The 23302-nt window shown below is 33.4% G+C and carries 19 protein-coding genes and 1 pseudogene; 5 read left to right on the plus strand and 15 right to left on the minus strand.

All coding sequences use genetic code 11. The annotated features are described in order from the left end of the window. Positions 1–49: 49 nt before the first annotated feature. The 8 genes and pseudogenes from sucD to BLV91_RS04120 form a co-directional block, all read right to left on the minus strand. On the minus strand, positions 50–922 hold the full coding sequence (gene sucD, locus BLV91_RS04085; RefSeq protein WP_091429967.1) for a succinate--CoA ligase subunit alpha: 873 nt from the start codon (positions 920–922) through the stop codon (positions 50–52). 85 nt (positions 923–1007) lie between these two features. After that, the gene (locus tag BLV91_RS04090) at positions 1008–1370 is read right to left on the minus strand and encodes a hypothetical protein (RefSeq protein ID WP_091429970.1); all 363 of its coding nucleotides are present in this window, start codon (positions 1368–1370) and stop codon (positions 1008–1010) included. A gap of 2 nt (positions 1371–1372) precedes the next feature. Then, positions 1373–2302, minus strand: a complete 930-nt coding sequence (locus BLV91_RS04095) for a UDP-3-O-(3-hydroxymyristoyl)glucosamine N-acyltransferase (protein WP_091430304.1) — start codon at positions 2300–2302, stop codon at positions 1373–1375. A gap of 69 nt (positions 2303–2371) precedes the next feature. Continuing rightward, a complete protein-coding gene (gene efp / locus BLV91_RS04100) occupies positions 2372–2938 on the minus strand; it encodes an elongation factor P (protein WP_091429972.1) in 567 nt (188 codons plus the stop codon). Positions 2939–3084: 146 nt separating this feature from the next. Then, positions 3085–3870 (minus strand): acyl-ACP--UDP-N-acetylglucosamine O-acyltransferase, encoded by a 786-nt coding sequence (gene lpxA, locus BLV91_RS04105; protein ID WP_091429974.1) that lies wholly within the window; start codon positions 3868–3870, stop codon positions 3085–3087. 78 nt (positions 3871–3948) lie between these two features. Then, the gene (locus tag BLV91_RS04110) at positions 3949–5337 is read right to left on the minus strand and encodes a bifunctional UDP-3-O-[3-hydroxymyristoyl] N-acetylglucosamine deacetylase/3-hydroxyacyl-ACP dehydratase (protein WP_091429977.1); all 1389 of its coding nucleotides are present in this window, start codon (positions 5335–5337) and stop codon (positions 3949–3951) included. Further along, positions 5330–6373 (minus strand): UDP-3-O-(3-hydroxymyristoyl)glucosamine N-acyltransferase, encoded by a 1044-nt coding sequence (gene lpxD / locus BLV91_RS04115; RefSeq protein WP_091429979.1) that lies wholly within the window; start codon positions 6371–6373, stop codon positions 5330–5332. Before lpxD ends, BLV91_RS04110 begins: the two co-directional genes overlap by 8 nt. A 27-nt stretch (positions 6374–6400) precedes the next feature. Then, positions 6401–7642, minus strand: a pseudogene (locus tag BLV91_RS04120) (HD domain-containing protein). A gap of 206 nt (positions 7643–7848) precedes the next feature. Between BLV91_RS04120 and BLV91_RS04125 the strand changes: the two are divergent. From BLV91_RS04125 to BLV91_RS04140, 4 genes are read left to right on the plus strand one after another with little or no spacing between them, the layout of a single operon-like run. Next, a complete protein-coding gene (locus tag BLV91_RS04125) occupies positions 7849–8343 on the plus strand; it encodes a GbsR/MarR family transcriptional regulator (protein WP_091429981.1) in 495 nt (164 codons plus the stop codon). Between the two features lie 25 nt (positions 8344–8368). After that, complete coding sequence (locus BLV91_RS04130) at positions 8369–9475, plus strand: efflux RND transporter periplasmic adaptor subunit (RefSeq protein ID WP_091429983.1); 1107 nt, start codon at positions 8369–8371, stop codon at positions 9473–9475. Positions 9476–9508: 33 nt separating this feature from the next. Then, positions 9509–12676, plus strand: a complete 3168-nt coding sequence (locus tag BLV91_RS04135) for an efflux RND transporter permease subunit (RefSeq protein ID WP_091429985.1) — start codon at positions 9509–9511, stop codon at positions 12674–12676. Further along, the gene (locus tag BLV91_RS04140) at positions 12666–14066 is read left to right on the plus strand and encodes an efflux transporter outer membrane subunit (RefSeq protein WP_091429987.1); all 1401 of its coding nucleotides are present in this window, start codon (positions 12666–12668) and stop codon (positions 14064–14066) included. The genes BLV91_RS04135 and BLV91_RS04140 overlap by 11 nt, the downstream gene beginning before the upstream one ends. A 181-nt stretch (positions 14067–14247) precedes the next feature. Here the strand turns inward: BLV91_RS04140 and BLV91_RS04145 are convergent, their stop codons facing one another. The 4 genes from BLV91_RS04145 to BLV91_RS04160 all read right to left on the minus strand — a co-directional run bounded on the left by BLV91_RS04145 (position 14248) and on the right by BLV91_RS04160 (position 16530). Next, positions 14248–14742: an SRPBCC family protein gene (locus tag BLV91_RS04145; RefSeq protein ID WP_091429990.1), complete on the minus strand. Its 495-nt coding sequence runs from the start codon at positions 14740–14742 to the stop codon at positions 14248–14250. A gap of 217 nt (positions 14743–14959) precedes the next feature. After that, positions 14960–15820, minus strand: a complete 861-nt coding sequence (locus tag BLV91_RS04150; RefSeq protein ID WP_091429993.1) for a carboxylesterase family protein — start codon at positions 15818–15820, stop codon at positions 14960–14962. Between the two features lie 16 nt (positions 15821–15836). Then, entirely contained in the window at positions 15837–16265 is a 429-nt protein-coding gene (locus BLV91_RS04155; RefSeq protein WP_091429996.1) for a cytochrome c oxidase assembly factor Coa1 family protein, read from the minus strand. A gap of 55 nt (positions 16266–16320) precedes the next feature. Continuing rightward, complete coding sequence (locus tag BLV91_RS04160) at positions 16321–16530, minus strand: hypothetical protein (RefSeq protein WP_139262268.1); 210 nt, start codon at positions 16528–16530, stop codon at positions 16321–16323. 446 nt (positions 16531–16976) lie between these two features. Between BLV91_RS04160 and BLV91_RS04165 the strand changes: the two genes are divergently transcribed. Then, entirely contained in the window at positions 16977–18251 is a 1275-nt protein-coding gene (locus BLV91_RS04165) for an O-acetylhomoserine aminocarboxypropyltransferase/cysteine synthase family protein (RefSeq protein ID WP_091430001.1), read from the plus strand. A gap of 281 nt (positions 18252–18532) precedes the next feature. Here BLV91_RS04165 and BLV91_RS04170 read toward each other — a convergent pair whose 3' ends face one another. From BLV91_RS04170 to BLV91_RS04180, 3 genes are all read right to left on the minus strand, one after another. Beyond that, positions 18533–19054, minus strand: a complete 522-nt coding sequence (locus BLV91_RS04170; protein ID WP_091430004.1) for an endonuclease domain-containing protein — start codon at positions 19052–19054, stop codon at positions 18533–18535. 79 nt (positions 19055–19133) lie between these two features. Then, positions 19134–20219 (minus strand): serine hydrolase domain-containing protein, encoded by a 1086-nt coding sequence (locus BLV91_RS04175; RefSeq protein ID WP_091430007.1) that lies wholly within the window; start codon positions 20217–20219, stop codon positions 19134–19136. 128 nt (positions 20220–20347) lie between these two features. Beyond that, the gene (locus BLV91_RS04180; protein ID WP_091430009.1) at positions 20348–23254 is read right to left on the minus strand and encodes an SIR2 family protein; all 2907 of its coding nucleotides are present in this window, start codon (positions 23252–23254) and stop codon (positions 20348–20350) included. Positions 23255–23302 lie beyond the last annotated feature (48 nt).

A 23302-nucleotide genomic window follows, 5' to 3' on the forward strand; every position in this document is an offset into this window, starting at 1 on the left:
AACAGTGAGGCATTTTTATAATGACTTGAAATCATTAATAATCTTTCAATTATCCGATAACTTCTTTTACTTTTTTACCAATCTCAGCTGGAGAATCCACAACGTGTATTCCACATTCTCTCATGATTTGTTTTTTAGCTTCAGCTGTATCGTCAGATCCACCTACAATAGCACCTGCATGACCCATTGTTCTTCCTGCTGGAGCGGTAACTCCTGCAATGAAACCTACAACTGGTTTACGGTTACCATCAGCTTTAATCCAATGTGCAGCATCAGCTTCTAATTGTCCACCAATCTCACCTATCATTACGATACATTCAGTTTCTGGATCATTCATCAACAATTCTACTGCTTCTTTTGTAGTAGTTCCAATGATTGGGTCTCCACCAATACCGATAGCAGTAGTGATTCCTAATCCTTGTTTTACAACTTGGTCAGCCGCTTCATAAGTTAAAGTTCCTGATTTAGATACAATTCCTACAGTTCCTTTTTTGAATACGAAACCTGGCATGATACCAACTTTAGCTTCACCTGGAGTGATGATACCTGGACAGTTAGGTCCAATCAATCTAGCATTTCTTTCTTTTACATAGCTGTTTGCTTTGATCATATCTGCAACAGGAATTCCTTCCGTAATTGCAATAATCACTTTTATTCCAGCATCAGCAGCTTCCATTATTGCATCAGCAGCAAAAGCTGGTGGTACAAAAATAATAGTTGTATCAGCACCCGCTTGTTCAACGGCGTCTTTTACAGTGTTGAAAACTGGACGATCTAGGTGAGTAGTTCCCCCTTTTCCTGGAGTTACACCACCAACAACGTTAGTTCCGTACTCAATCATTTGAGAAGCATGGAAAGTTCCTTCGCTTCCTGTAAATCCTTGAACAATAATTTTGGAATCTTTATTAACTAAAACACTCATGATATATATTTTATGTGATTTTTAAAAATTGTGATGCAAAAGTAAGGTTTTGAAAATTATTTGAGACCTTTCCTGACAAAATAAATTACGATATTTGACTCATTTGAAAACCTCTATGCAATTTATTGTCTTTTATTTGCCAAATTGATATAAAATGTGCCAACAACATCTCCTCTCTTGGATTCTCAATCGTTTTGACAAAATGAGAATAACGAACCGTTATCATATCATTTTCTGCGATAATATGGCTTATTCTTATTTTAGAACGAACATAAGCCTGAGATAGTTCATCAGATAATTCTACCAAAGAAGCAAAATTTAACTGCACGAATCCTTTACTGCTATTCCAATCTACAATAACATCAGGATGCATATAATCTTTCAGAATCGCACTGTCTATAAGTGCATCTGATTTATAGAATTCTTGAACGATTTCTTTTGCTGTCATACTTATTTCAATTTATTTAAAATCTCGGGGATTTTTTTAATATTGGCCAGTTGCTTTAACTTTTCTCTGGACTCTTCGATAGGGGTTCCAAAATAAGATTTCCCTCCTTCTACTGATTTCGTCACTCCTGTTTGACCAAGAATGATTGCTTTTTTTCCAATTGTTATTCCGCTTGTGGTACCCACTTGTCCCCAGATTGTAACTTCATCTTCTATAATTACACAACCTGCAATACCTGTTTGCGAAGCTATCAGACATTTCTTTCCAATCACAGTGTCATGTCCTACATGCACCTGATTATCCAGTTTTGTTCCTTCTCCAATGATTGTATCACCACTTACTCCTTTGTCAATAGTACAAAGTGCACCAATGCCGACATTGTCTTTAATTACCACTCTACCACCCGACAGTAACTGGTCAAATCCATCCTCACGCTTTTTGTAATAAAAAGCATCAGCCCCTAAAACAGAACCTGCATGAATGATAACATTATCACCAATTATCGTATGATCATAAATAGAAACATTAGAATGTATCATACAATTCTCCCCTATTACAACATGATTTCCTACGAAAGCATTTGGCTGTATTACAGTGTCTTGACCAATTTTTGCTGAAGCAGAAATTGAAGCACTAGCAGACTGGAACGGTTTGAAATGATTCGTCAATATATTAAAATCCCTGAATGGATCGTCAGATATCAAAAGTGCTTTTCCTTCAGGACAATCTACTTTCTTGTTTATAAGAATAATTGTTGCGGCTGATTTTAAAGCTTTATCATAATATTTAGGATGATCCACAAAAACGATATCACCTTCTTCTACAACATGAATTTCGTTCATGCCTAAAATTTCAAAATTTTTATCACCTACAGATTCACAGTTAAGTAAATTTGCAATTTCTTGTAAAGAATGTACTTTATTAAATTTCATAAATTTTGTATTCAATGATCAGTGGTCGGTATTCAGTTTTAATACAAACTGAATACCGACCACTGCAAACTATTCTTTAACGCGCTCCATGTAAGAACCTGTTGTAGTGTCTATTTTAATCTTATCTCCTTCATTGATAAACAAAGGTACGTTTACGGTCGCTCCAGTTTCAACAGTTGCTGATTTTGTTGCATTTGTAGCCGTATTTCCCTTAATTCCAGGTTCTGCGTAAGTAACTTCAAGAATTACTGAAGATGGCATATCTACTGATAAAGGCAAATCAGTCTCTGTATTGATACTTACCATAACACTTTCGCCTTCTTTCAATAAATCTGGTGAATCCAAAATATTTTTATTCAAAGATATTTGTTCGAAAGTCTCCGTGTTCATAAAATGAAAATCGTCCCCTTCTGGATATAAATACTGAAATTTGTGGTTTTCCACTCTTACTTCTTCAATTTTATGCCCAGCTGAAAATGTATTGTCCAATACTTTTCCATTACTTAAACTTCTTAGTTTAGTTCTAACAAAAGCAGGTCCTTTTCCTGGTTTAACGTGAAGAAATTCAATGATTTTGTAAATGTCATTGTTATATTTAATACACAATCCGTTTTTGATGTCTGATGTAGATGCCATGATATTATTTGTTTTTTTCCACCCAACTCCTCCCCGAAGGGTAAGAAAACAGAATTGAAGTGTGTTACTTATTATTTATAGTATTATTCTAATTTTTATCCAACTAATAAATTCATCTCAATCCTTTTAAAGGACTGACTTAATTTCTAATAGTTTCCTGTGTATCCTTTCATAACTCCCCTAGAAGAATTTCTGATAAAATCAAGAATTTCGTCGCGTTCCGGAGTTGCTTCCATCTCTGCTTCAATAATTCCTATTGCCTGTGTGGTGTTATAGTTTTTTTGGTACAAAATTCTATAAATGTCCTGAATCTCTTTGATTTTTTCAGTTGTAAAACCTCTTCTTCTTAAACCTACAGAGTTAATCCCAACATAAGACAAAGGTTCTTTTGCCGCTTTTGTAAAAGGAGGAACATCTTTTCTTACTAATGAACCACCAGAAATCATAGCATGATCCCCAATATGAATGAACTGATGTACTGCTGCTAAACCACCAATAACGGCAAATTTACCAACCGTTACATGTCCTGCTAATGCTACACCATTTACAATAATAGCATTGTCACCAATATGACAATCATGAGCAATATGTGCCGTTGCCATAATCAAACAATTGTTTCCAAGTGTTGTTTGACCAGACGCTATTGTACCGCGGTTGATTGTAACACATTCTCTAATGGTACAATTATCCCCAATAATAGCTAGTGATTCCTCTCCACCAAACTTTAAATCCTGTGGAACAGCAGAAATTACTGCACCAGGAAATATATTACAATTTTTTCCAATTCTTGCGCCTTCCATAATGGTTACATTAGAACCTATCCATGTTCCATCACCAATAACTACGTTATTATGAATGGTTGTGAAAGGCTCAATAACAACATTTTTGGCTATTTTTGCGCCAGGATGAACATATGCTAAGGGTTGATTCATCTACTTATTTTTATGTTTTTTATATTCATGATAAAAACTTTGAAAATCTAATTTCGAATTTTTACCCTTATCTTAAATTTATTGCTTTTTGGCAATTTGAGCCATTAATTCTGCTTCTGCAACTAGTTTTCCATTCGCATAAGCGTTGGCCTGCATATGACAGATTCCTCTTCTGATAGGCGTAATTAAATCGCATTTAAATATTAAAGTATCACCAGGTAACACCTTATGCTTGAATTTAACATTATCTATTTTCATAAAATAAGTCAAATAATTTTCAGGATCTGGAACAGTGCTTAACACTAAAATTCCACCAGTTTGTGCCATTGCCTCAACAATTAGTACACCCGGCATAACTGGAGCTTCTGGAAAATGTCCTACAAAGAAATTTTCATTCATTGTCACATTTTTCATACCAACCACATGACTCTCAGACATCTCAATAATTCTGTCAATCAATAAAAATGGAGGTCTATGAGGAAGAACTGCCATGATTTTATGGATATCCATCAAGGGCTCCAAATTTAAATCATAAACAGGGACATAATTTCTTTGTTCTATTTTGATGATTTTTGCCATCTTTTTTGCAAACTGAGTATTTACAAAATGCCCTGGTTTATTAGCAATAACTTTTCCTTGTATTTTAGTTCCAATCAAAGCTAAATCCCCAACCACATCAAGAAGTTTATGTCTGGCAGCTTCATTAGGGTAATGCAAAGTAAGATTGTCTAATATTCCATTAGGTTTTACATTTATAGTTTCTTTACCAAAAGCTACTTTCAAATTCTCCATTGTAGATTCAGATATTTCCTTATCAACATATACAATAGCATTATTCAAGTCACCTCCTTTAATTAGACCGTTGTCTAGCAACTCTTCTAATTCATGTAAAAAACTAAAAGTTCTTGATTCAGAAATTTCAGTTTTAAAATCGGCAATACTTTTCATATTGGCATTTTGAGTACCTAATATTTTAGTCCCAAAATCTACCATAGCAGTAACACAATAATGGTCACTTGGCATAATCAATATTTCACTTCCTGAAGCTTCATCAGTAAAAGAAATAACTTCTTTCACTACATATACTTTACGTTTGGCATTTTGTTCTTCAATTCCCGCTTTTTCAAGCGCTTCAACAAAATACTTAGACGAACCATCCATTATAGGTAGTTCAGAAGCGTTTAATTCAATAATGACATTGTCTAAATCGCAACCAACTAATGCCGCCAGAACATGTTCTGGGGTTTGGATTTTTACTCCAAGTTTCTCTAAATTGGTTCCTCTTTGTGTGTTTACGACATAATTTGCGTCAGCTTCAACAACAGGTTGTCCCTCTAGATCTACTCTGACAAAAGTGAATCCATTATTTATTGGAGCCGGCTTAAATGTCATTTGAACCTCTTTCCCGGTGTGTAATCCTACTCCGGTAAGCGAGATTTCTGTCTTGATAGTCTTCTGTTTAACCATTATTCCCGTTTTTTTGGTTTGTTATTTGTTTCTTTAATTCTTCTAATTCTGCAACAATCTTTGGCAAATTCTTGAAATAAACATAGGATTTGCTAAAATCATTGTATCCAAATGTTGGACTTCCCTGCAAGATTTCATCGTCTTTAATATTCCTTCCTACACCAGATTGTGCTTGAATACGAACATTATTCCCAATAGTTAAATGCCCTGCAATTCCTACCTGTCCTCCGATCATGCCGTTTTTACCAATTTTTGTAGAACCTGCAATACCCGTTTGTGCGGCAATCACTGTATTCTCACCTATTTCAACATTGTGGGCAATCTGAATTTGATTATCAAGCTTTACCCCTTTTCTAATAATAGTAGAACCCATAGTGGCTCTATCTATCGTAGTACAGGAACCTATATCAACATTGTCCTCTATAATAACGTTCCCTATTTGGGGTATTTTTTTAAAAGTTCCGTCAGGATTTGGCGCAAAGCCAAAACCATCTGCACCAATTATAGCTCCAGAATGGATAGCACAATTGCTACCAATCACGGTTTCTGAATATATTTTGGCGCCAGCAAAAATAGTCACATTATCTCCAATGACAACATTATCTCCAATAAAACAATTTGGATAAATTTTGACATTATCGCCAATCACCACCTTTGAACCTATATAACTAAAACTACCTAAATATAAGTTTTTACCATATTTAGTGTTTTCTGATATAACAGATGGCTGTTCTATTCCACTTTTATTTCCTTTGGCCTGATCATAAAACTCCAATAATTTAGAAAAAGCCAAATAAGCATCGTCTACTTTAACTAAAGTTGTTTTAATTTCTGATTCTGGGGTAAAGGTCTTATTTACAATTGTAATACTAGCTTTTGTAGTATAAATAAAGCTATTGTACTTAGGATTCGATAAAAAAGTCAGCGAGCCGTCTTTTCCTTCTTCAATTTTAGATAACTCGTGCACTTCAGCATTGGGATTCCCAACAACCTCACCTTCCAAAATCCCCGCTATTTGTTCTGCTGTAAATTTCATTCCGACAAAAATATAAAAAAATAGATTTTAAATGTTCATTTCCACAAGTTGTTTTGGGAAACAGATGTAATATTTGGTGACCGATTTCGATAATGATTTTAAATTCAGCTGGTCAGAAGATTCAATTACATCCTCGACAGTCTTGTCTTTTTTCAAAATTCGTATCGGTTCTTGTTCTTTACTGTATGCTTGATTTTTAATTTTACCTTTAAAAATAAAATAACTACTTTCTGCGATACTTATATTGTTCTCCAGTGCAAACCGTTCCTTCATAGGTTGCAAATCTTCCACTTGCAATTTTTCACTGGTCAATTTTATTTTCAATAAATCCCTATTGATAATCATCTTGCTTAACGAAGATAGAATAAAATCATCTTGTCGTTGCCACGATTTTAACGCACTTATAATATCAAAATCATCCAATTGGGAAAATAAGTCTAAAGTATCTGTATCAAATGTCTCCAGTGTAACCTTGTTCTGTAAAAAAAACTGCAATGGCTCGCTGCATGGCAACAGCATTCCTTTTAATGTGAGTTCTTTTGCACGCTTTAATATTCTGGTTAAAATTAACTCAGCCACCAAACTAGTTTTGTGCAAATAAGCCTGCCAGTACATCAAACGTCTGGACATCAGAAATTCTTCTACTGAATACACTCCCTTCTCTTCGATTACTAAAACATCGTCCACTACATTCATCATTTGGATCAATCGCTCCGAATTGACATTTCCTTCCGCAACACCTGAATAAAAGCTATCGCGTTTTAAATAATCCATTCGATCCATATCTAATTGGCTTGAGATAAGCTGCAACATGAACTTTCTATGATAATGTCCTTCAAATACCTGAATCGCCAAATCCAATTGCCCTTCAAATTCCACGTTCAATTGATGCATAAACAACAAAGAGATTTCTTCATGGTGCACATCTTCCACGATGCTTCTTTCCATCGCATGGGAAAATGGTCCGTGACCTATATCGTGCAATAAAATTGCTATATACAGGGCATTTTCTTCTTCTTTACTAATGGAAACCCCTTTAAAACGTAGCACATCAACTGCCTTTTGCATCAAATGCATGCAACCTAGAGCGTGATGAAAACGAGTATGATTAGCCCCTGGATATACTAAATAGGACAAACCCATTTGAGAAATCCTCCTTAATCTTTGAAAATAAGGGTGTTGTATTAGGTCGTAAATTTAGGCATTCGGAATGCTTATGAAACCATAAATGGGATCGTTGAATATTTTCAGTTTATTGATTTGACTCACTATAACTTTCTTTTTAGGTCAACAAATATAGTCAAATTAGATCTTATCAATCAAAGTGTTTTTAGAAACCCTAATTCTTGCTAAAATCATCTTTTTTTTGGTGATAAATAAGAATACAATAATTCGTAATAAAATTAACATAACATTAAGTTCGATTAGTTCGGTGTTTTGCGAACCAACCTTACATTTGCACAAAATTTTATACCATGGACATTCAAAATGAAAAAAATGAGTTAAGAGAAATGTTTGGTGATCATTTTGAGAAACTTTATAACATTCCTCCATTAGCTGCAAGAATATTAGGCGTTCTAATTATTGATGGTTGTAAATCAGGGCTTAGGTTTGAATCATTAGTTGAAACTATGAGCGCCAGTAAAAGTTCCATTTCGACCAATTTAAATTTACTTTTAAAAATGGAAAAGATCACCTACTTCACAATTTGTGGTGATCGCAAGAAATATTTTAAAGCTGCCGATTTAAGTAAAAGATTAGGTAGCTATATGCAATTACTTGCTTCTGAAATGGCAATTATTAACCGAATGATTGTTTACAGAGAACATACAGCTTCTTGTCCTGAGGAAAAATGTAATCTTGAAAACGTAAAAGCGTATAAAGAGCACGTTAATGAAGTTGAGAAAATATTCCTAAATACGATCCAAAAGTTTCAAGAAACAGAAATCAAAAATAAAAACAATCAATAAATAATTAATTTTAGTAAATACAATAATGAAAAAGAGATCCTTTATAGGTGCAGTATTATTATCAATAAGCTTCCTCTCCTGCAAAAAAGAAACAACTCAAACGGCTCCTCCTGTACAACCCTACAAAGTAGTACAAATTGCCACATCAAATACCACTTTATTAGCTGAGTATCCTGCTAGTTTAGAAGGAATTACAGATATTGATATTCGCGCAAAAGTGGACGGATATATCGAGAAAATATACGTTCAAGAAGGCCAAGAGGTTAAAAAAGGACAAATACTTTTTAAACTAGAAACTCAAACAGCTACTCAAGAAGCCGCTGCCGCAAAAGCTAAAATTACTGCTGCACAAGTAGAGGTAAATCGTCTAAAACCTTTAGTTGACCGTAATATCATTAGTGATGTCCAACTAGAAACTGCCAAAGCAAATCTTGCTGGAGTTAAAAGTACGTACCAAAGTATTATTGCTAGAATTAATTACGCCACTATAAAAAGTCCCGTTAACGGAATTGTAGGGAGTTTGCCTTTACGTTTGGGAAGTTATGTAAGCAGTCAAACAGTAGAGCCTTTAACGCGTATTTCTGATGTGAGTACTGTTTTTGCTTATTTTTCTGTAAATGAAAAACAACAACTAGACATCATGATGAACTCTGAAGGAAAATCTTTTCAAGATAAAATCAATAAAATGCCAGCTGTAAATTTAGTTTTAAGCAATGGTGTTGCGTATGAGCAAAAAGGTAAGATTGAAACTTTTAGTGGTCAAGCCAATATGCAAACTGGTTCATTTAATGTAAGAGCTAGTTTCCCTAATCCAAATAGATTATTACGTTCAGGTGGAAGCGGAACAATTCAAATTCCAACTGCCTTACAGGATGTGATTATTATTCCTCAAAGCGCAACTTTAGAAATGCAAGACAAGCGTATTGCTCTTGTTGTTGATAAAGATAATAAAGTAAAAGCTGTACCTATTGTAGTGCGTCCAGTGCCTGGAGGTCGCTATTTTGTAGTTGATAGCGGACTTACAACTTCAGACAAAATGCTTATCGAAGGTGTAGGTATTGTTACTGAAGGAACTCCTATCAAACCAGAAATCGTAGATTTTAATACTACGATTGAATCTGCAAAAAAATAATTGACAAACTAACTATTGAATAAATAACAAAATATGTTTTCAAAATTTATTGACAGGCCAGTATTGTCAACAGTGATATCCATTATCATCGTAATCTTAGGGGTTATAGGCTTACTTTCACTTCCAGTTTCACAGTATCCAGAAATAGCGCCACCAACAGTAACAGTTACAGCAAATTATCAAGGAGCAAGTGCTGAAATAGTAATGAACTCAGTAGTTATTCCTTTAGAAGAGCAAATTAACGGTGTTGAAGACATGTCATATATGACTTCAACATCAAATAATGATGGTTCAGCTTCGATAAGTATTTATTTTAAATTAGGTACAAATCCTGATTTAGCAGCCGTGAATGTGCAAAATCGTGTATCACGTGCCACACCTTTATTACCACAAGAGGTTACAAAAGCAGGAGTTACCACATCGAAAAGACAAAGTGATAATATTTTGATTTTCTCTTTATACAGTGAAAACCCTGATTATGACATGACTTTTCTTCAAAATTATGCTAATATCAACATTTTACCCAAAATAAAAAGGGTTGCAGGTGTTGGAGAAGCGGTGATTTTTGGTCAAAAGGACTACTCTATGCGTATTTGGCTTAAGCCTGATGTAATGGGTGCATATGGTCTAGTACCTTCTGATATTTCTGCATTATTAGCAGAACAAAATATAGAAGCTGCACCAGGACAATTGGGTGAAAATAGTGGACAATCTTTCCAATATACTTTAAAATACAAAGGGCGTCTTCAAGACACTAAAGAGTTTGAAGAAATTGTTGTTCGTTCAACAGAAAACGGTGAAATTCTTAAATTAGGTGATGTAGCCAGAATTGAATTAGGTGCTGTAAATTATGCTAGTAATACACTTACTAATGGTAATCAATCAGTCGCTATTGCAATTGCACAAACGGCAGGTTCGAATGCTCAAGAAGTAATTGAAGGCTCCTTAAAAGTTTTAGATGAATCAGAAGCTAATTTCCCTAAAGGAGTACATTATACGACCTTAATTAACGCTAATGATTTCTTAGATGAATCGATTACAAAAGTGATTCATACGTTAATAGAAGCCTTTATATTAGTGTTTATTGTGGTTTTTATCTTCTTACAAGATTGGAGATCAACACTTATTCCAGCAATTTCTGTTCCCGTTGCAATTTTAGGAACGTTCTTTTTCCTTAGCTTATTTGGCTTTACGATTAACTTGTTGACGTTATTTGCACTTGTACTTGCCGTTGGAATTGTGGTCGATGATGCCATTGTGGTTGTGGAAGCCGTACATGCAAAAATGGAAGCCGGCGAACACGATCCTAAAAAAGCTGCTCATAGTGCTATGGGTGATATTAGTAGCGCCATTATTTCGATTACTTTGGTAATGTCTGCCGTATTTATACCCGTGTCATTTATTAGCGGTTCAGCTGGAGTTTTCTACAAACAATTTGGTTTAACATTAGCGGTTTCTATTGTGTTGTCAGCAATTAATGCGCTGACACTTTCTCCAGCTTTATGTGCGATTTTCTTGAAACCTCATGAGAACGAAAAGAAAACAGGCTTTTTAGACCGTTTTTATACTGCATTTAATGTTGGATTTGATACAACAACTAAAAAATACAAAAGATCAGTAGAGTTTTTCATAAAACGCAAATGGTTAGCATTCTTAGGAATAGCCGTTTTTGCTGGAATATTTGTTTTGTTATTAAATATCACTCCTAAGGCTTTTGTACCTGGAGAAGATACTGGAGCAATACTTTCAGATGTTTCTCTTCCGCCAGGAACATCACTTGAAAATACTGAAAAAGTATTATTAGAAATTGAAAACAAGATTAAAGATATTCCTGAGATCAAAGAAGTCCTTCGTATATCTGGTCGAAGTTTGATTAGTGGTACGGGGAGCAACTACGGAATGGTAATTGTAAAATTGAAAACTTGGGCAGAACGTAAAGACGCCAATCAAGAAATATCCATGATAGTTAAAGACTTGTTTAAACGAACTGCTGCAGTAAAAAATGCTAGAGTTCTTTATTTTGCTCGTCCTACACTTGTTGGTTTTGGTTTTACCAATGGATTTGAATTCCAATTGCAAGATCAAAAAGGAGGAACAATTCAAGAATTAAGTGAGGTTAACAATAACTTTTTGGCAGCCTTAAACAATCGTCCAGAAATAAAATATGCAGCCACTTCATTCTCTCCAAATTATCCGCAATATAGAATTGACCTGAATGTAGCAGCCATAAAAAGATCAGGCTTAAGTGTTTCTGATGTTTTAGGAACGATGCAAGGTTATTATGGTGGTGTTTACGCATCTAACTTTAATAAGTTTGGAAAACAATTCCGAGTTGTATATCAATCAGAACCTCAATTCAGAGCTAATCCAGAATCTTTGAATAAAGTTTTAGTACGAAATGACAAAGGGCAAATGGCTCCTATTTCTCAATTTATTACTTTAGAAAAAGTATTTGGCCCACAAGCTATTGATCGTTTTAACTTGTTTACATCTGTTAAAGTTACCGGAGCACCTAATGAAGGGTTTAGTACTGGTGACGCTATTAAAGCCGTTGAAGAAGTAGCTAGTCAAAAACTACCTATTGGTTATGGTTACGAATTCTCAGGAATGACGCGTGAGGAAATTAGTGCAGGCGGACAAACATTGTATATTTTCTTATTGTGTTTAGTTTTTGTTTATTTCTTATTAGCAGCCCAATATGAAAGTTATATGTTGCCTTTTGCAGTATTAATTTCCTTACCAATTGGTTTAGCAGGAGCTTACATATTTGCTTATCTATTTAATGTGAGTAACAATATTTACTTACAAATTACGCTCATCATGCTGATCGGATTGCTCGCTAAGAATGCGATTTTGATAGTAGAGTTTTCTGTAGAAGCGAGAAAAAAAGGATTAAGTATTACTCAAGCTGCAGTCCAAGGTGCTGTTGCACGTTTGCGTCCTATTTTGATGACCTCATTTGCATTTATCTTCGGATTATTGCCTCTTATGTTGGCTCAAGGAGCAGGAGCTGTAGGAAACAAATCCATTGGAACTGGAGCAATTGGAGGAATGTTGATAGGTACGCTACTTGGTGTATTTGTAATTCCAGTACTGTTTATTGTTTTCCAATCATTACAAGAACGAGTTAGCACTAAACCACTTCCTGTATTAAATCAGGAATCAGATGTTCCACTTTTAGAAAAAGAAAATGAAAAATAAAATATACAAAGTCGCACTTTTGACTGTGACTGCAACAGTAATGCAATCGTGTTTTGTTGCCAAAGAATATGAACGTCCGGAATTAAAAACGGAGAATTTGTACCGAAATGAAGTAGTGTCAACAGACACTACTTCATTAGCAAATGTATCATGGGATAAAATTTTTACTGATCCGCTTTTGCAAGGTTATATTTCAAAAGGATTACAAAACAATTTAGATATCCGTATTGCCATGCAAAACATTGCTGCTGCACAAGCGACAATGAAACAGGGAAAAGCGGGCTACTTCCCTACTCTTTCAGCGAGCACGGATTGGACTCACAACAAAATTTCTAAAAATAGCCAGTCAGGTTCGTTTTTGACTGATTTGAATACAGATCAATATCAATTGTATGGTAGTCTTTCTTGGGAAGCTGATATTTGGGGTAAAATAAGAAGTAATAAACGCGCTACTAATGCGGCTTACCTACAAACAACAGCTGTGAATCAAGCTATAAAAACGCAATTGATTGCTAATATCGCTACCACTTATTACCAATTACTTTCTGTTGATGCACAAATTAAAGTAGCCGAAGAAACTTTAATCAATCGCGATAAAAGTGTCGAAACTATTTTAGCCTTGAAAAAAGCAGGTAATGTTACTGAAGTAGGTGTAAAACAAACTGAAGCACAAAAATACGCTACGGAGATAATTATTGCCGACTTGAAAAACAGCATTCTTATTTTAGAAAATACGATGAGTGCACTTTTGGGAGAAGCTTCAGCTAAAATTGAACGTTCTACTTTTGAATCTCAAAGTTTGCAACCCGCAATCACATTAGGTGTTTCTGCTAATTTATTACGAAACAGACCGGATGTAATTGCTGCCGAATACAACTTGATTACCAACTTTGAGATGACTAACGTTGCAAAAAGTGGTTTTTATCCAAGTTTAAAAATAACGGCTACTGGAGGACTTCAAAGTATAGATTTAAAAGAGTGGTTTAGTGCTAATTCGCTTTTCGCCAATGTAATTACAGGTTTGACACAACCTATTTTCAATCAAAGACAAGTGAAAACAAAGTATGAAATTGCGCAGGCGAATCAAGAAAAGGCCTATTTGCAATTTGAGCAATCATTGTTAACTGCAGCTAAAGAGGTTTCAGATGCTTTAGCACAATATAATAATGAAACTTATAAGATTTCTATTCGAAAAAAACAGGCTGACGCATTATCAAAAGCAAGTATGTTCTCTGACGAATTATTAACTTATGGTTTGGCAAATTATTTAGAAGTATTGACTGCTAAGGACGCCGCTTTAAATTCTGATTTAAGTTTAGTAGATAATAAGTTTCAACAATATAAAGCTGTAATCCAATTGTACAGAGCCCTTGGTGGTGGATGGCAATAAACGGACTTCGGTACAAAGAATAAAATAGGTTTGTTAATTCGAAAAAAGCCACTGAGTACGATACGCAGTGGCTTTTTTATGTTTAGTTGTGAAATTGAACAACTAGGAATTCCTGAAACTTTATACACCTCGGTTCGCTAAGTCATTTAATTATTAGCTCACTTCTACTGCTGATTTCTTATTAGCTATTTAGCATTCCTTTGAAGTCTGGATTTTTATTCCTTAGATCCACACCACCTTCATAAACTGATTTTAAATTTAAAAGGTAAAAGGACCAACCTGACTCGCATCCCAATCGGGTATTTAGTTTTGATTCATTATCTGTTGGAATGTTTTTTTGTGTTAATTCTACAATCACGTACTCCCCTTGTTTTTTGAGTTGAACATCGACTAAACATTCTCCCGCAAAAGTAAATTGCAAATGGTCAATTCCGTTCGCTTTTGTTACTTTTCCTTCTTCAATAACATCATACAAATACCAAGACCATTCGTATTTATCATTTTTCAAAATATTTTCCTGACTGTCAACAATACCCTTCTCCGCTCTACGAAAGATAGCTTTACTTAAAAACCAACTTTCTAATGCCGCTGGTTTTGTCCAAGCATTATAAATATCAAAAAGATTTCCTTCTACAGCAATTTTCTTTGTGAATTTAGTCCAGTCGAAAGTTTCCATCTTGTTTTATTTTTAATTATACGCACTTTTTAAAATTACATTTATCAGTTATTCAGTAATATGAACTATATAACTAAGGTAATAAATAAAAGATAAAAGCACCAACTAATCAACTAATAAACAGTTAATTGCATTTTAATATCAGCTGTTTCATACAATTAGTGCAACAATAGTACTTCGTTGAAAAGTATCCTTTTACAAAGCTTGAGGGCATTGATTATGGTGCACTAAAACGAAATAACCATTTTGGAATGGCATCTCCGAGAAGTTCTGTTGAAAGAATATTGTTATGCTCTAATGCATCCATCTCCCAAAAAAGTGTCTTATTGTGCATACTGCTTTCTTTATAAAACTGCATATCACTTTCAAAAGGATTTTCGGTATCCTGATTGCCGTGTATTAGCCAAATAGGTTTATTAGCCAAGGCTCCTATTTGATCAAATTGCGGAATACCAGCAATACTCACTACGGCAGCAAACAAATCGGGTTGAGAGGATAAAGTGTTGATTACGGTTGAAGCTCCCATTGAGAAACCCACGAGATAAATTCGCTTACTATCAATATTTAAATTCGCCTTTAAGGAATCAATAAGCTGCAGCGTAGTTTGCACAGGACCTTGAGCAACAGATACAATTACAGCCCTATTTTTATCCATCGAATAATTAGACGAACGAACCGAAAATTGTGGAGCAAGTACATAAGCGGGATACTTTTTTTGAATGTTATCCACGGCCCAAAGTTTTGCTAATAATCCCAATTGACTTTCATTATCAGTACCAATAGCAGCTGATCCATGAAATACGATGACTAGTGGGAATTTATCAATCTCTCGCTTCAATTTTGGTTTCAGTAAACGGTAGTGAATAGGAATATTTTGGCTCCCAGTGTAAGATCCAATTTCAAAAACTGTATTGGAAACACTTCTAATTTCTCCTTTTAATTTTTGTAAAGATATGGTGTCGCTATCCTTTGCGACAAATCGTTTTCCGAATTTTGGATTACTGCTGTTACAAGAAAAAAGGCCAAAGAGAAGCGAAACGATTGCAACTATTACATAGATTTTTTTTGAATTATTCATATAAGAAATAGCATAATTACTTTACAATGGAGATCACTTCTTTAGTCGAATTAATCCTAATATTAATTTTTTCGTATTGCCAGTTATTCCCTTTTTTGAAGGCCGAAATATCCATTTTTCCCTTTGCCTTACTTCCTTTAATTCGTACTGTGGTTTCTATTCGCTGTTTATCAGTTGAATATTTTGCACTTCCTTCTAAAATTGCTAATTGATCTAAAGGTTCCAAATTACCAAGAATCGAGATAGCCTCATCATTTGTATTCACTTTTGCTAAAGCGTTTTCATAAAGTGCATTTTCTGAATAGGCCTGAACCACATCAATACTATTAGTATTAGCTACAGAAATAAGAAATAGCCAAATACCTAGTGCTAAAACAATAACAGCTAAGAACCATTTCCAGTTTCTTTCCCACCAATTTCTTTTGTAGACTAAATCATTACTCATTCTCTTTTATTTTTAAGGCACACTATTTTAAGCATACCATAGCTTTCTAGAGTCGCTATTCCTTAGCTATCTTTTCAGCGTTTCTTATATCCATATACGATTTCATAAACAGTACTGCTATTGCCAATCTGAAAAAACGGTACACCCAAATATTCACTTCCCAAAATAAGAGTTCGTGTGTCGCTTCAGCATCGAATAAAGAATCGATGAATGATAATAAAAAGACGATAGCAAATACTAAGTATACGTTTTTGTGCATTTTCATAAATGGATATTTGGATGTTTATTGAGGTTGTGTTTATTATTTAATTTTAACTGTTCGTTTTGTTTTACTGCTTTGTATGGCAGCATCCATCACTTCTATAACAATCATATTGTTTTGTAAAGAGGAAAGCTCTAAACTACTACGAATTTATAAAAATAAAGGAAAAAGCATCTAATTCTTAGTAAATATGAATTTATTTTTTGACGATTATTCAACATTTTCATTAAACAAATACAATTTCACAAACAGAACTATTTCCAAATTAGAATAATCTATTTTTTGTTTTACATCTATTAGTATTGAATTAAATTGTTATAAATCAACTATTTTAATAAAGTTTTATTCTGAAACATTGCTTCTGCAAATCAATAAAATTATCTTTGATAGACTAATCAACACAATTGAAAATAAATATAATCAACAGCGTACTTAATATCTAAATAAACATGAGCACACCAAAATTTGCAACAAACGCATTACATGCAGGGCATGACGTAACAAAACATGGAGGAACAAGAGCAGTTCCTATTTACCAAACGTCTTCATACGTTTTTAATAACTCTGAGCATGCCGCCAATTTATTTGGACTTGCTGAAGCAGGTTATATTTACACTAGATTAAACAATCCAACGAATGATATTTTAGAACAACGTCTTGCTGCACTTGAAGGTGGTATTGCAGCGGTAGTTACGGCTTCAGGAACTGCGGCCATTGCAACATCCTTATTGGTTTTATTAAAAACTGGAGATCACATTGTGGCTTCCAGCAGTTTGTATGGCGGAACTTTCAACCTGTTAAAAACTACTTTGCCAAGATTAGGGATCACTACCACATTTGTAGATCCTTCAGATCCGACAAATTTCACAAAAGCAGCTCAAGATAATACAAAAGTATTTTTCGTAGAAAGTTTAGGAAATCCTAAATTAGATGTATTGGATATAAAAGCTATTGCGGCTGAAGCCAAAGCTTTCAAAGTTCCGTTCATAGTTGATAACACTGTGGCAACACCTTATTTATTAAACCCTATTGAACATGGAGCAAACATTGTAATTCACTCCTTAACTAAATATATCGCTGGAAATGGAACTTCATTGGGAGGAGCAGTTATAGATGCCGGTACATTTGATTGGAGCAGCGGAAAATTCCCAGAATTCACAGAGCCAAACGAAGGATATCACGGACTGATTTATCACGAGGCACTAGGTGCAGCGGCTTTCATTGCTAAAGTTAGAATCGAAGGATTACGCGACTTTGGTGCAGCTTTGAGTCCATTTAATGCTTTTCAAATTATTCAGGGATTAGAAACTTTACCTATTCGCGTTCAGAAACACAGCGAAAATGGTTTGGCTTTAGCGGAGTGGTTACAAACACAAGAGCAAGTAGCTTGGGTAAACTATCCAGGATTGAAATCAAGTAAATACTATGACTTGGCACAACAATATTTACCAAAAGGTCAAAATGGCTTAGTGACTTTTGGTTTAAAAGGCGGATTTGAAGCGGCTAAAAAAGTGGCTGATGAAACAAAATTATTCTCGCTTTTGGCAAATATTGGAGATACAAAATCATTAGTGATACACCCCGCAAGCACAACACATCAGCAGTTGTCTGATGAGCAACAAGTTACCTCAGGCGTAACTAAAGATTTGATTCGTTTGTCAGTAGGACTTGAGGATATCGATGATTTGAAAGCAGATCTAAAAGCTGTTTTCGATACATTATAGAACTTTTAAAGTACTACAGAAACTGAAATATATAGAATAGAGTTAACTTCCTGTTCTAATTAAGATTGCTACAGATCAAAAGCCTCCTGACTTCTCAGGAGGCTTTTTTGATTAAATATAAATATCTTAACTTTTTCTCAGAACGAAACAGTACTAAATTTAAATACTAATACCACTGTTTTAAACACAATTGCTGATCAACTATTGTAATATATTTTTTTTTTAGAAATTGTCCTCAATTCCCCTCCTTTGGAGGGGTGTCTGAAGGACGGGGTGGTTCTTCATTCGTTAACGAACTCATCATTTTTTACTCCATAATTCTCAATAATATAATTTTCTAAACTCACTAATACATCAGTCATCCTGTTCATAACATCTGATACTTTAATTCTATATACTCTTAATCCCAATGATATTAAATAAGCCTCTCTGGCAGAATCATATTCAACTTTAGAATCATGACTGGAACCATCAATTTCTATAACCAAACCCAATTTTTTGACATAAAAATCAACAATGAAATTCCCAATTAAGCGCTGTCTGTCAAAATCTATTTTATGAAATCTTCCTTTGGTCACCTGCATCCAAAAAAGTACTTCAGATAAGTTTTCTGCTTGACGTAATTCTCTTGCCCATTGTTTTAATTTTACATTATACGGAAGCTTTAAAATAGGATTTAAGTTGATTTGAGTTTTATTTATATAAAAGTCTTGTTGTGCTATGTTATCTACCACCCCATCCTGCGGACACCCCTCCAGCGGAGGGGAATTTTCAAAACGTAGTTTTCTAGACTTTCTATCCATTCTCATATTCTCTTTCAAATTAAATTCGCAATATGATAGTTTTTTACGCAAGCATCAAATAGCAATTGGCTAGAGTTTATTATTTCTTATCCGATATATATAATTTGGCAATTTCTTCAATAAAATCTTGAGGATGTGCACCTACTAAATTCGTCAATACCACAACGGTAACATTATCTTTAGGATAGATAAACAAAGCATTTCTGGCGCCACCGAAAGTACCGACTACAGGAGCGCTAGTTTTTGTGGCTAGAAAAAATCCAATCGAACTTTGATTAAAAAAACCATTCCCTTCATGTATCGCAGCATCATTTAAAGTTACTGGAGCCAATAGCGTTTTTAGGCTTTCTTTATTTATTAATTTATTCGTTTGTAAAGCAATTGCCCATTGTGCCATTTCGGTAGCAGTTGAATATGTTCCGCCTGCAGGATACAAGTTTTTGGGCATGGGTTGGAATATATTAGTTAAAGTACCATTAATATAATATGTATACGGTTTAGCGGAATGATCAATTATCGTGAAGAAATTGCCCATCCCCGCTTTAATCGAATTTTTCATCCCCGCTTTTTTAAACTGGTTTTCTATCACATATTTTTCAAAAGATTGACCGCTAACTTTTTCGATGATTTTTCCTAGCAGCAGGAAATTGGTTTGATTGTAGCTTTGTTCTTCTCCGGGTTGAAAGACGACAGCTTGCTCCTTTATTTTATTAAACAACGGAGCACTATCATCTGACCACATTTGCTCTGGTCTTTCCCAAATATCAGGGATTCCGGAGGTATGCGTTGCCAGTTGTTTCACGGTGATATTTTGCCATGTAATAGGCAAACTGTCCAAATATTTAGAAATAGGATCTTCCAGTTTCAACTGACCTTTTTCAACTAATTGCATAACGGCAGCTCCCGTTAAGGATTTAGTCATTGAGTTAATACTAAAAACAGTTTCATTATCAACAGCAATCGAATCCTCAATATTTGCCAGACCGTAATGCGCCGTTTTGACAATGCTATTGTTTTTAACCACCGCCAGTTGCAAACCCACAATCCTGTTTTTTAGCATCAGCTCTTTCATCGCACTGTCCACTTTGTCGACTTGCGAATGAGCAATAGTACTAACCGCAAAAACGGCAACTAAAATCATTGTTTTTCCTAAATATTTTTTCATGTTTACTTTTGGTTTACTTAGTTGGATTTTACTCGTATTGTAACCGTAATTTATTTTAAAATTGGGAGTACGAGCTACTGACAGGAATGCCTCACTATTATTTGATTAAACCATATTAAGCGGTTTAATTAATTCAATAATCTTTTACTTAAATAATTTTTACAATGATTTTCAATTTTCCAATTTGTCAGCTTAGCAATTGAATCTTTTGACGCCTTATCAAAAGCCAAATTAGACCAAGTCTGTTTTAATCCTTTTGCACGTGGTGGGGATGTTTTGTCCCAATTATTTTTAGCAAATTTTAAAAAATATAATCCATCTATATTTTTTTTATCTTTTAATAATAATTCCGAAATCCATAAACTAGCGTAACCCATGTTTAGAATTGAATTTGTATCATTTTCTTTAAATAATAATTTCAATGATAAGTAGTAACAATATAGTGCGTCGTCATACAAATTCATATATTCTAAACACTTACCAATATTTCCATAAAAGTGCCCATTAAAATCAAAATTAATTTTTTCTCTATTTAAAATATCTTCAATTTTTTCATTTTTTAAAAAATATTCCAAGGCCTTTTTTAAATTATTTTTTTTCCTAGAATCTCTCAAAGCTAGAGCTAAATTATGTCGTAAACTATAATTATCTGTTAAGCTGGATTCATCCAAAAGAAATACACCTTCCTCTGCAATTGAAATAGAATCATCAAACAATCCTTGGTACCATAATTTATATGATTTTTGACTACAGTATGATAAATAGTAAGAACTTTTTCCTGGGATTAAATTTTGATATTTTTCCAAATTCTCATCGCATAAGTCAAATTTCCCCATTTGCACTTGAGTGCTAGTCAAAGAAATAAATTGAGAATGAAAATATGGATATTCTTTGCTAATAGAATCATTCCAGTCGATCTTCTTATATAACATTTCGCATACTCTTAAATATTCTTCAGAAAATCCAGATGTTAAAATTGCAGAACTAACCTCCTCTAGTGCAATTAATGCTGATTTAAAATCATTGCTATTAATTTGTAATTCTATTTTTGAAGTCCAGTTTTGAAATTCATTTATTGTTAAATTTGAATTTAGCTTAGGCTTTAAAACATAAATAAATTTATCGTAATACTGAACAAATAGGGTAATGAATTTTGCACGTTCATTTCTCGGGTATTTTGTTAAAATAAATTCTTTCACCAAAGGGTGCAACTCTATCTCTCCATCACTCAAGGTTTCTATTAAATTTAAGTTTTTTAAAACTCGTAATGATTTATGAAATTGATTTGCGTTTAATTCGCTATCTAAAATAGTCTTTAAATTTTCTTCTTTTTCTGGTTTAACAGTTTCGGATATACCACGTATTAATATCTTTTGCTTATCATTTAAAGAATTCCAAACTTCATTCAATATTTTTTCAGATAGAATTGCTGAAAAATTATCTTCATCAAAATTTGACTTATTTTCAATAGAGTTAATAAAATTAGTTACTGTCTCAACACCTCTAATAGCCTGACCAGCAATTAAATTCAACCATAGTGGATGACCCTTTGCTAATTTATGAGCACGAATGCTCAATGATTTTAGTTGAATCTTAGAAATTGGTATTTTATAAAAACCAAAAAGTTCTTCACATTCATCTTCAGATATACCCGATAAAGAAATTTGATAAAAATTTATACTAGCTTCTCGTATAAATGGTCTACAAGTAAAAATAAATTTTGAGTTATGTTCCCTATAAAGGATTTGTTCGAAAAAATATCCTAAGCTACCTGTAGGTTTAAAAGTCTCTAGATCTATATAGCTATCAATATTATCAAAAACAAATATAATTTTTCTATTACCAAGATTATTAAAAAAGGTGTCTACTAAGTCATTATTACTAAAATTCTCTAAGTTAAGAATATTAAAATTTTCATTTAGTCTTTTAACTATAGATACTAACTTAGTTTGAAATCGATTTGTTTCTTCTTTAAAATCTCTCCAATCAGCAAATTCGTATTTTTTTGAATCAAAATGATTTCGTAAATAATTTGCAGCTAATGCTGATTTCCCTTGTCCACCAATACCTGTGATAAATATTATTTTAAAATTATCATTACTAATATTAACTAATTCTTTATTTCTACCAACCCAATATTTATTATTTGGAGGTGAATCAAATTCAGAACTCTGTTTAAATTCTATTATAGCGTTTTTCGAACTGTTTTTTAGTTCTTGTTGAATTTCTTCAATTTCTTCTTTTTGAGTGACTTTAATTTTAATTAATTCGTCAAGAAGACTACTTAATTTACTAAAATCATCTAAAATAATTGGAGTTATTTTATTTGGCCACTCTTTATTTTTTTGTGTTGTAATTATAAAATGTTCTGGGGTAAATCCGGAATACAAATTATTTACATAATTAAATATATAATCTATGTAAGGGTCATTCAAACTAAAACCAATAAATAGAACCGATTTATCAGAAATTATTTTTTTCAATTCAAAAACTGATGATTTTTCATCAATTGAGTATAAATTTTCATATTCTGAAGGAAATAAAATACATTTATCAGGTTCATTTATATCTCCATGAATTTTATAAATATATCTATCTATTTCTGATAATTTTGCTACTTTATAAGTATTTGTATATACTATTTTTTCAAATGATGAAAGTTCTTTTTCTAATAATTCATCATAATTGGTAGTTATAATTTTATTTGATAATTCTCCAATTTTTTTGTGAATTGTTGTAGGTTCACAGTTGTTATACTTGGAAAGTTCTTGATAAAATATTTCAATTGATTCTGATTTTAAATGTTTTATTTTATTTAAAATTTCTATTGGTGTAAATAATTCATCTTTTAAAGCCGCTTTAAATTTTTCGCTTTTTGGTTCCTTATTCCCGAGTCCTTCTAAGATTGTATCTATAAGATTATTCCAATTTGGAAGTCCCGCATTTATTGATATCCCAGCACCTGCAAAAATCACTAAATTATTTTGCTGTATTTTTTTTATTAATTGCTGGGGTATTTCCATTGTTTTATCCATTGATAATGTATTGTAAACTTTACTATTTTTTTTGTTTTTTATCCCCCC

Origin of the sequence: Flavobacterium degerlachei (genome assembly GCF_900106645.1) — a bacterium.
GTDB classification, from domain to species: Bacteria; Bacteroidota; Bacteroidia; order Flavobacteriales; family Flavobacteriaceae; genus Flavobacterium; species Flavobacterium degerlachei.